7 protein-coding genes are annotated in these 10,770 nt (G+C 37.0%); all 7 read right to left on the bottom strand.

Annotation, left to right across the window (positions count from 1 at the left end; all coding sequences use genetic code 11):
• Window positions 1–3 precede the first annotated feature (3 nt).
• Window positions 4–519 carry a YaiI/YqxD family protein gene (locus OCV70_RS06550; protein ID WP_262579450.1) on the bottom strand — a complete coding sequence of 172 codons (516 nt, stop codon included), beginning with the start codon at window positions 517–519 and terminating at the stop codon, window positions 4–6.
• 22 nt (window positions 520–541) lie between these two features.
• Window positions 542–1,126, bottom strand: a complete 585-nt coding sequence (locus tag OCV70_RS06545) for an SOS response-associated peptidase (protein ID WP_117855266.1) — start codon at window positions 1,124–1,126, stop codon at window positions 542–544.
• Window positions 1,127–1,174: 48 nt separating this feature from the next.
• Window positions 1,175–4,009 carry a type I restriction endonuclease subunit R gene (locus OCV70_RS06540; RefSeq protein WP_117855263.1) on the bottom strand — a complete coding sequence of 945 codons (2,835 nt, stop codon included), beginning with the start codon at window positions 4,007–4,009 and terminating at the stop codon, window positions 1,175–1,177.
• 12 nt (window positions 4,010–4,021) lie between these two features.
• Window positions 4,022–5,176, bottom strand: a complete 1,155-nt coding sequence (locus tag OCV70_RS06535) for a restriction endonuclease subunit S (protein WP_117855261.1) — start codon at window positions 5,174–5,176, stop codon at window positions 4,022–4,024.
• Window positions 5,176–6,723 carry a class I SAM-dependent DNA methyltransferase gene (locus OCV70_RS06530; protein ID WP_117855259.1) on the bottom strand — a complete coding sequence of 516 codons (1,548 nt, stop codon included), beginning with the start codon at window positions 6,721–6,723 and terminating at the stop codon, window positions 5,176–5,178. The genes OCV70_RS06535 and OCV70_RS06530 overlap by 1 nt, the downstream gene beginning before the upstream one ends.
• 272 nt (window positions 6,724–6,995) lie before the next feature.
• On the bottom strand, window positions 6,996–9,761 hold the full coding sequence (locus OCV70_RS06525; RefSeq protein ID WP_117855256.1) for a YodL domain-containing protein: 2,766 nt from the start codon (window positions 9,759–9,761) through the stop codon (window positions 6,996–6,998).
• 83 nt (window positions 9,762–9,844) lie between these two features.
• Window positions 9,845–10,762, bottom strand: coding sequence for a helicase (locus OCV70_RS06520; protein ID WP_243000466.1), 918 nt, complete (start codon window positions 10,760–10,762; stop codon window positions 9,845–9,847).
• Window positions 10,763–10,770 lie beyond the last annotated feature (8 nt).

Here is a 10,770-nt window from a genome sequence, read left to right as displayed (position 1 = left end):
CATCTAGCGGTACTTCGTACCGTTAAAAATGGAATAGCCGTTCCGCAGTAGCGGAACTGGCATTCCGTTTGAACGTAATTTGCACACACGCACCAGTTCTTCAAATGAATGGGCAAAACGTTCATTATCTTCTTCTGTCCGTTTCTTTGGACCTTTTATATGATTTTTGTGAGAACCCCTTCTGGCTTTTTTGTTCAAATGACGCTCCATAAGCATCTGATTAATATCTTCATTGGTATACCATTTTCCCGATTGATGGATTGCATATGCACCTTTTTCAAGAGCCATTGCAGCCACTCCATAATCCTGTGAAACGACAATATCTCCCTTATGACAGATGCTGATCAACTTATAATCCACTGCATCAGTTCCTGCTCCGACAACAACTACTTCACTACGCTCAGATGCCAGTACATGATTGGTATCACACAACAGTATTACCTGAATATTATATTTTTCTGTTATCGTTTTCACAATATTAACCACCGGGCAGGCATCTGCATCTACTAATATTTTCATTTGTTTTTTCCTTCCGATATAGTTACAAGAATAAACTCTGCTGCTCATATTCCGCTTGGCGTTTTAACATGACTGGTTTCTGGTGAAGGATTGCTTCCATTCTGTCATTGTCAAACCAGTCTGTGAACTGCTCTTTTTCTATAATTAGAGGCATCCGATCATGTACTTTTATCATAGAATCATTAGCCGCTGTGGTTAAAATCACGAATCGCCGTTCATTCTCAAACCAATCACAGAATCCTGCTATGTATAATACCGTCTCATCCGATCTGCTAAATATGTTCTTCTCCTTCATAGAATTCCATTCATAAAAGCCACTTGCCGGAATCAGTAAGCGATGGTATCGAATTCCGTCCCGGAAAGCTGGCTTATCCATGACAGACTCTACTCTCGCATTGATAACCAGACTTTTCCCCTTTGATAGTGGATATCCCCATCTGGAAGTATTCAATTTTAATCTCTGATTTGACATTTCAATAACAGGTGCTACATCTGTTGGGCGGATATCACCAAGAAAGCGATCCTGATGAATCCGCCGATCTATATCATGCACTACCTTTTCAATTTCATTTTCCATGTCAGAATCAATATAATATCTGCCGCACATTATGCTTAATTTCTTTCTAACATTCTATTATATATCCTCTTTTGTTCCTTACAATCTGTTCTCAATATCATTGAGTAACATATTGATTTCTACACTATTAAAAAGGCTTCCAAAATTAAGTTCTTCTCTAAGCAAATCTTTGCGTTCGAACTTTCCATTTTGTGAAATATAATTCAAAAGCTCCATTATATACTTCAATTGTCTCTCATTAAAGCCCTTACCCGACTCATACTGAATAAACAATTCCTCAGCATTTTGACTTATCCCGGTAATTTTCCTCACAAATACAGGTATTTTAGCCTCTTCTTCAAACAATTCTTCATACTCATTCTCATCTTTTGCGAACTTCATCACCTCAGCTTTAAATCCACGAATCGCATTAGGTGTAGGTTTCTCAAAATTCATAACCTGATACACAAGCGCATCATTATCATGCTTCTTTATATAAGATTCAACTTTTTCTTTTAAAGACTTAAAATCATCTACCGTAAAATCAACTGGTTCATCGTCCGCATCATTTGTTTTATCTATTCTATCATCAAAATCTGAAATTATTGGGTCCATTACCACTTTTTCAATAAACCTCATCAGCTCACGAATGTCCAATCGAATTTCATCCATTTTCACAATATTGGTATTTGTTAAGAACTCATTAGTCACAATATAATCTAATGTTTCCTTGTGTGCTTTCACTTCCGAAATATGTAATTTATTGTCTAATAAGTATGCTGCTATCACATAGATTGCCTTCGCTGTAGATGAAAACGTATTACTTTTTTGAAATTTTGTTGCTGAAAATTTATAGCACAGTAAATCAAACAATCTAGATGCTTCCAAATCAATTACGCCCGTTATATTCGGTGCTATATGTTTCCTGATTTCTAAATATATCTGCTGATTTAACTTATTCCAGCTCTCCGTTTTAGAATATTTCTCAACATATTTTAAATTTTTCTGAACACCAATATAATTCACATTCAGTGATCTAACTTCTGCAATTAAAGAACTTTTCAAATCGTTCAGATATGTTCTCTCATTCTCGGACAACTTTTCTCTATTATTTTGCATACTCTTTAAAAGAGCTACTTTTTCCATGTAAATCTTTTGGTTCAATGAAAGAACAGCATCCGACTTATCCTCTCTACCATCGGGATTTTCTTTAAAAAACGGAAAAACATTGCAAACATCAAAAATTAAGAATCCTTGTTTTTCTTTATAATCCTTTCGTTCCTTATCATTTGTCAAGCGTTCAAAATATGACTTAGATGGTGATAATACATTCGCCTCGTCACACAATCTTGTCCCTCGACCTATCATCTGCCAAAATTTTGTTTTTGACATTATCCTCTTAAAAAATACCAAGTTTACTACATCTGGAATATCAACACCTGTATCCATCATATCTACAGATATCACAATTCTTATGCCTTGCCTATATTTAAATTCATCCTGAAGGACATCATTATATTTAATCTTATTATCAATAATAACACAATAATCAACACCATTTACTGCATTTTTATTACACAGTTCAGGGTACATCTTTCTAAACGCCTTTTCTATTAATACTGCATGATTATGATCTCTTGCAAAAATAATGGTTTTCCCCAACAAATCGCCACCATTAACTTTAATTCCTTCTTCCATTAGATCTCGCAATACTTCCCGGATAGTGTCAATATTGGTAATATAAGAATAAAATTGTTTTCCTTCTATTCTCTCTGGAATTGTACCGTCATCCTCTGAAAACAACTCTTCATATTGTTCTTTATCTTCTTCTGACAGTTCTTCATATGTAAGACCATTTTTTAAAATATCCGGAGTTCTATCTAATGCTCGATAATATGTAAGAAATCCATCCTTTACTGCTTTTACCAAATCATACTCATAATTTGGTTCCTGATTATCCAAATCAAACACTCTATACGTTGACTTATGTATATCATTCCTTGGCGTTGCAGTCAATCCAATCATTAAAGCATCAAAATAATCAAAAATTTCAGCATACTTATTAAATAAGCTTCTATGTGCTTCATCAACAATAATTAAGTCAAAGTGGCCCACCCCATAAGGACATTTTGAAGTATCTTTAATTATTGACAACATCGATTGATATGTCGAAAATATAATTCTCGCTTCCTTTGAGCCCTGTACCTTTCCCTCAAGAATCATAGCCATCGGTACTTTAGGCAGAAATTTTTCAAATGTATCTTCTTTAGCTTGCTTAACCAAATTTTTCCTGTCTGCCAAAAATAGTATTCTTTTTGCATAATTATTTCGAATAAAAATATCAGAAATAGCACAGGATACCCGTGTCTTTCCAGTTCCAGTTGCCAACACAATAAGTGATCGAGAATGTCTATTTTCTAAGTGCCTAATAACTTCACGAATAGCATCTTTTTGATAATATCTGTTACAAATTTCTGGTTTGGGTTGAGAATCAGTAATATGCCTGCTTCTTCTCTGAATCACATACTCTAATTCATCTTTCCTATGAAATCCAAATACTCTGCGAGGAGGATATACGCCATCTATCATGCTAATTGAATACCCATCAGTGTAATATATTACAGGTCTTATTCCATATTGTTTTTCAAGACAATCCGCATATAAACAAGCCTGTACCCGCCCCTGTTCTTCATTAACAACTGCCTTTTTAGCCTCTATAAGAGCTAATGGCTTTCCATCGTCCCCAAACAAAGTATAATCCACATATCCTTTTCCCGTTGAATTGTCTGCTGATATTGGCATGCCCTTTACAGGAGTCTCTATACACGCTTTATCTTTTTCTATTACATTCCTAATTTTAAGAACGTCCCATCCTGCTTGCACTAATTTAGGATCAATAATTTGCTCCCTTGTTTCCTTTTCATTGCGTGCCAATTATATCGCCTCCTAATCCATGAAATATTCGCTCATCTTCTTGTTTAGTAATTCTTCATATAAGTCAACTCTCTTTTGTGCTTCTACTTTTGATTTATCTACAGTTCGTACAAAATCCGCAAATTGATTTTGAAGTTCAATAGAGGGTAAAGGAAATTGTAATTTTCCTAATCGTTCCTTCGAAATGTTTGACATAGACTTAGCCGAACCATTCGCTGCACTTTCAATTCGGCTTCGATATAAATCATTATTGATCAATTTCCATAAAAAAATTTTATTACAATTATTTTTAGTATTTAGTCTAAATAACAAATCTGGCATCATTAACTTAATAGGAGTTGACTCCACATATGCAGCCATTCCAACAAGTTCCGGTGTATTCTTTCTAGTAAAAAGCAAATCACTTTTATGCACTTCAGCGCTCTCTATAAAATCTTCTTCATTTATAATTGCCTTATTTTCTTCAGGTTTATAAATTCCATATGTAACAGCACTAAGTTTAAGTATTGCAGGTTTATTGTCAATCCTTGCCTCACTAGCACATACAAAACTTTTTCCATTTTCTATATTTTCTAAGCAATCATTAAATGTTACTATCTTCCACCCATAAGGATTAGAAATTGGGTCACCAAACATCTCAATAAATTTACATTTTATTAGTTCATCATATAATTCGATTTGCTTTTTTTCGTTTTCAATCGCTTTCTCAATTATTTTTAACTTCGATACAATTATTTTCTGTTCATTGAGCGTCCCAATATTAAATTCAAAACTAGCCAATGCTGAAAACTTCAGATTGTTCCTAACTGATCCAGAAACTTTTCTTTCTATCATCTGTTGCCCATCTTTAGACTTAAGAAAATATTTCAAATAATCTTGGTTCAAATCATCTGAACATTTGAATACGACGTATAATGGGCTGACAATAACGTTTTCCTCACAATTCTGCCAATCTATTGAGCCTACATTTATTCTTGACGGGTTATATGCGAAGTAGCCATGAGGAACTATCTTGTATGTGCTTTTATCCTTGCTCGACACATCCTTATTGAAATATTCTGTACAAAATCCATTTCTATTTGTAACGCTATATACGGGATATTCTATATTACGCTTATTCTTCTGCGAATATTCAGTAATGTACTTACCAAGTGTTCTGTATTTCATTATAAACACTCCTTGATTTTTTCCATTAAACATTTGCTTAAATCAACAGAGACCTTAATCTCCGCCATTATGTCTTTTGTCTCTCTATATTTCATTTTTATTCTTTCATATTTTTGATATCTTTTTATTGTCAGATCATATCCATTTTTTCTAATTTCTTCAACCGGAATCATAAAAGACTGTTCTGTTCTCTTTCTAGTCATTTCCTTTTCAAGGTCATTATATCTATCAATTATATCCGGGATATCAGAACCAGCAACAGGTGTCCTTTTCGCGTCTAGCGTATACCCATCATTTTTCATATCATAAAACCAAACATAATCAGTTCTACACTTGTTTGTTTTTTCAAAAATCAAAAATGAAGTTTTTACATTCGCTCCTTTCGAAGCAGATCCTTTTTTAGTTGGAGCACTAAACAAACCATCTGGCATAGAAACAACACCTATAAGTTTTTGATTATCAATCAATTCTTTTCTTAAACTCATATGTGCCTTATCGCCACCGAACAATACCCCATCTGGTACGATTGACATTCCCCTTCCACCAACTTTCATCAATGAAAGCATCAATGCCACAAAAAGCAATTCTGTCTTCTTTGTCTTGGTAATAGCTAACAATTTAGCATTTGTAGCTTCCTCGACCAGACTACCAGAGAACGGGGGATTTTGTAATACTATATCAAATTTTTCCATATACTCTTTTGCATTCTCATGTTCGAGTAATGAATCCATAGTTATCTGTGGATTTTTGATATTATGAAGGATACAATTCATGTATCCAATACGTGACATATTTGTATCATTATCACATCCATAAAACATTTCATCATTAAATATTTTCTTATTCTCAACATTCATTAATTCATCCTGTTGATGAACCTGGATATATTTCGCAGCTTCTACAATAAAGCCTGCTGTTCCCATTGCTGGATCAATAATTTTTTCACCGATTCGAGGTTTCATCATTTCCACGGCCATATCTATAATATGCCTTGGTGTCCTAAACTGTCCTGACACACCGCTTCCACACATATACTCATACACATCCCCCATTAGATCTGTATTCGTAAAGTTCAATTCTTCATCCGACAGCTTATCCACTACAGATGTCAGCAATCTCTCTTTATCATCAAATCCAAAAGTATATTTTTTCGCATACTCACCAAATTTACCAACAGATTTATTATTTGGATCTTTTATGAAAGGTATAACGTAATTTTTTATCCTATCCGCTAAATCCATTCCATTTAAATTTTTGAAATTTTTCCACCTTAATTCTTTATATGGAATCGTAAACACAATTTGTTCTTTCCCATTTATAAATTCCTTGTACTTATAATCGCCCTTTAGAAAAGTCAATTCACTCTCCTGAGGTTCAATTCCCAAAACAGCAGCCTGTGCTTCTATAGCATTTTGTTTATCGTCAAGCATCTTAATAAACATAAGCGTCGTCAGCTGATTTACTATTTCTGCCGTTTGTGCCATGTTTTCATTATAAAAATCTTGCCATATGCTATTGATCTTATTCTTTAAACTTCCTGTTATCATTTTTCTTTCTCCATCTATACTGTTGTAATAATTCCTGCTCTACTAAGCACAAGGAACCTATCATTGACATAATCGCTTGTTTATCTGCCTAATTTTCACTTAAAAACATTTCATAGTTTCAATGCCAATAAACAGCGCTATAGGCCGAAATACTGGTTTTATTATACACGTATTTCTATTGTTTATCAATGTGAAGCCACACTATCATTCCCATTTGTTAACCATCAAAGCAAGTCCAAAAGCCATCTTTTATGACTTCTGGCTCTTCTTTTCTATCTTACACCCAGATCAGCTCCTCTCTCCGCCTTATCTTTTCCCTGCTTTTCCTGAATTTTCCTCTTATTGATTTCCAATCGTTCATGAATGGACGGTTTCTTTATTTTTACATTTGCTCTCTTCACTTCTGACTGTTTAATTGAAGTCCCTTTCCCTGCAGTCTTCGTATTTTCCATTTTCATCTCTGTAGCTGTTCTGGCTACTCCAACCATACTGTCCTGTTTTTCTGCAATCTGCTGTTCTCTTCGCTCCTGTACACCTTTTTCTTCCAGACTGCAAAAGCTCTGCAGATATGGAAGCACATGGTCCTGCATATCAGTCAGATCTTCCATGTACTTCTTGAACTCTTCATTTCCCTTATTTTTCTGATATCTGATCCAGCTATCATCTGTAAGCCGCAACTCATTCTGTAGTTTTAATTGGCTTATAATACCGCCATTTCCTGTTCCAATATCAATTTTACCTTTAAACTGCCGTAGCATCTTGTCGCTTTTTTCCGCATAATATATGGTAAAAAACATCTGGGCTGTCATAGTAGGCTCATTAGTTCTCGGATTACGTTCTGCGTACCACTCCTTATCCTGCTGTGCAGTCCTGGAGTCCAGATCAGATAATTTCTGACAGCGTGGATTTGCCAGTTCTTCTTTTTCACAGTAATTTACATAGACCATAGGTTCTATATTTGAGGATAAATCCGGTTCATAGAACTTTAACCGTTCTATCAATACCCCTGCACGTACAGACTGCTCACATTCTTCCTCCACGATATCTTTCAAATAAGCAATATAAGAGCCAATATTTCCACTTTGCAGATCCAGCATAACTTCCTGTATGGTGTCCTGCCCTGGCTCTACATGGTCCCGATAGTCATACGGATCAAAATCTTCCGCAATTTCATCCAGTGCTGCAGCCAATTCTTCTGTTGTCATTTTTTCCGGATACATTGCCTCACGCTCATCCTGAATCGGGATGTATTTATAATCTGGCAATGCTTCACGAATCTTCTCCAAACCTTCACGCATCACCGATTGATCCCTTAAAAACCGCACATCATCCAGGAAATCACCGTGTATTGTTGTTCCCATTACAATCCGAATCTCCGCTTCATCAAACAGGCTGTCCTCTGGATCACGATAGATAATCCCCATTCCACTGCCTTTATAAGCATTTTCCGGATTTTCTCTGTACTTCTCGTAGATTGCTGCGATTTCTTTCACATCTGTGCTTTTCTCATAAGCTCCCATATCATGAAATTCGTCGCATTCAGCAGCATAGTATTCCAGATAAGGTTCTTTCTTCGGCGGCAAATTGTTGAGTACATTATCAATCATGTTATAATTGGCTTCTTCCAGTTCTTCTACCTTCGCAAGCGGCTTATACTCTCCCTGACTGTTTTGGATTTCTGCCATCACCGCAGCTTCTACTTCCTCCACTTTTTCCATGAGTTTGTCATAGTCTCCTCGGATTCTGTCCCCTGTCCATCCCTCTTCATTCAAGAGGATATCCGCAACTTCCTCCATAGACTGTTCTGAATTTTCATAGACACCACCATCAATCAGACGGAAATTTTCATCGTAAAAGGAATAATCATACCCTTCTTCTGTCGTCTGGATTGCAAAATACCGTTCATCTACTTCGTATGCCAGCTCATCTAAGGATATTTCTTCTAAATCAAGAAAAGAATTGATTTCCTGAAAACTGATACTGTCTACAAAATGAGCCGTCACATGACCGTTATCATTCAGAACAACCACATCACTGACAGACAGAGAATGTCCCCGAAAATCCGCCGGTCTGTTGATGTTAAATTGTTCAAAAATATCACCCAGAGACATATTTCCTGTCCGTTCTGCCGTATAAACCAGTTCATAATCTTCTTTCCGAATCTGTATCCCATGGCTTTCAATGAAGTTCATATTCATAAATGCGTAGGCTTCTCCTGCAGAACCATCACGAATCTGATAAATACCAAAAGACCGTCCTGTTCCAAGAAGAAGATCTGCTTCTCTTAATGACTGAATCTGCGGATATTTCTTCATTTCCCATTCCAGGTTATGAAAACGCTCCCATTCCGTGGATGGCAGTTGGTAATGCTCCGGTCCTCGTTCAATCTCCATTCGTTCGATGGCGGGTACCGGGCGTGAAAATGTTGTAATCAGATAAATATTTGCTCCTGCATCATAGAATCTTAATGCTTCGTCCCGGTCAACCACACGCATTGGTTCCTGCAGCGGATTTCCAAAATCTTCGCCATAATTATAATCATCCTCTCTGTCATAATCGTTTCGTCTCTGCCATTCCTGCACTTCCATACCAAATAAGCCATCGTGTTCCTGAATCATTTCCCGGCTTGCATATTCTCCTTTGCTGCCATCGCTTTCCAGACAATAAATCTTAGAACCTGTCCGATGGTATTCCAATGCTGCCTCTTTTCTTAATGGAACCATATCGTCTGCCGTATAACCATAATCCAACAGTTCCAGTCTTCCAATCGTCTCGTCCGGTAAATCCCGGATTTCCATCTCTGCACCATACAGGATATCATTCACCCGTTCTTCCTGTGACGCTTCCGTTGCTCTTGCAAGATTTCTTACCAGGCTTCTTACCTTGTCTTCCTCTCCGATCAGGTCTGCATATCGGAAAATATCTTCTTTCACATCCTCTGGGAAGGAAATCCCCCTTCGCTCTGCCCGTTCAATCTGTTCTCTTGCGTAATCCTGCATTTTCTTTGCTTCTTTTCCCATGATCCTGTTCATTACCATATTACTTCCTCCTGTCATATTGAAAAATGGCATAACCAAAGGAGTTTCCTATTCTCCCGGATTATGCCATTTCTGATTATTATTTATTCCAAGCCAATGTCATGCTTTCGGCTTCCCTGGCTTTTTTCACTTCCGTCTCGTTTCGCTTCTTTATAAACCTGTAGTTTTTCATGGATCGAACCTCGTACACGCTTCTCTTCTGGTTCAGCTGCATTTATTTCTTTGCCTGAGTCTTCCGGCTCATCCATATTTAATAAAGCATTCAACTCAGATAACCTTTCCATCATCTGGTTCAGTTCGGCTTCTTTTGGAAACGGTTTGCCAACCTCTTCTTTTGCACTTTTCAGCTGTTCCTGTACCGTCTCCAGTCTCTGCTCCGCTTCTGCCATCTTTTCCGGATAACTTTCCAACAAGTTATTGATACGGGTAATATTGCCCAGTGTATCTGCTCCAAGCTGAATTTTCGATACCGATTCATGTTTCATTGACAGGTAAAATGCTTTGCTCCAGCTGTCAAACTGAACCCGCATATTGAATCCCTGATAATTTCCAACATCCATGGCGGTATCCAATGACTGTATCTCCTTGCAGGCTGCCAGAAGTGCGGTTCCTGCTTCTTTCTTGTCAGTAAATACCTTACCGCTGATTTCCATAAAGAAATGGTCTGCATCTGGAATCTTGTGTTCCTGATAATGGGCGATATCTACCCGATAGCTGTCAATAATTTCTGTCAGCGTTGCGATCTGCTGTGGAAATTTCCGGGCAATGTCATCTTCCAGCCGGTACTGATTATTCATATGGTTGGCTTTTAACAGTTTCAGTTTTGCCACATCTACATCCAATTCCATTTTCTCCTTCACCGCCGGATTACCGGTTGCAAGAGCTTTTACCTCTGCGTAGGAAAGAGCCGCTTCATCCACATCCTCACAGCTTCGTACCGGAGCCTTGCTTGTCATAATCTGTGATATGAATTTCTGTTTGTTCTCGATCAGCTGCCACATATAACTGT

It is taken from the genome of Blautia acetigignens (genome assembly GCF_025566865.1).
In the GTDB taxonomy this organism is placed as follows: Bacteria; Bacillota; Clostridia; order Lachnospirales; family Lachnospiraceae; genus Blautia_A; species Blautia_A acetigignens.
This window is presented reverse-complemented; position numbering and strand designations above follow the sequence as displayed.

Excerpts from the sequence above, each read along its gene's own strand:
- OCV70_RS06525 (WP_117855256.1), bottom strand. The coding sequence starts at position 9,761 with ATGGTAATGAACAGGATCATGGGAAAAGAAGCAAAGAAAATGCAGGAT.
- OCV70_RS06520 (WP_243000466.1), bottom strand. The coding sequence starts at position 10,762 with ATGTGGCAGCTGATCGAGAACAAACAGAAATTCATATCACAGATTATG.
- OCV70_RS06535 (WP_117855261.1), bottom strand. The coding sequence starts at position 5,176 with ATGAAATACAGAACACTTGGTAAGTACATTACTGAATATTCGCAGAAG.
- OCV70_RS06550 (WP_262579450.1), bottom strand. The coding sequence starts at position 519 with ATGAAAATATTAGTAGATGCAGATGCCTGCCCGGTGGTTAATATTGTG.
- OCV70_RS06530 (WP_117855259.1), bottom strand. The coding sequence starts at position 6,723 with ATGATAACAGGAAGTTTAAAGAATAAGATCAATAGCATATGGCAAGAT.
- OCV70_RS06545 (WP_117855266.1), bottom strand. The coding sequence starts at position 1,126 with ATGTGCGGCAGATATTATATTGATTCTGACATGGAAAATGAAATTGAA.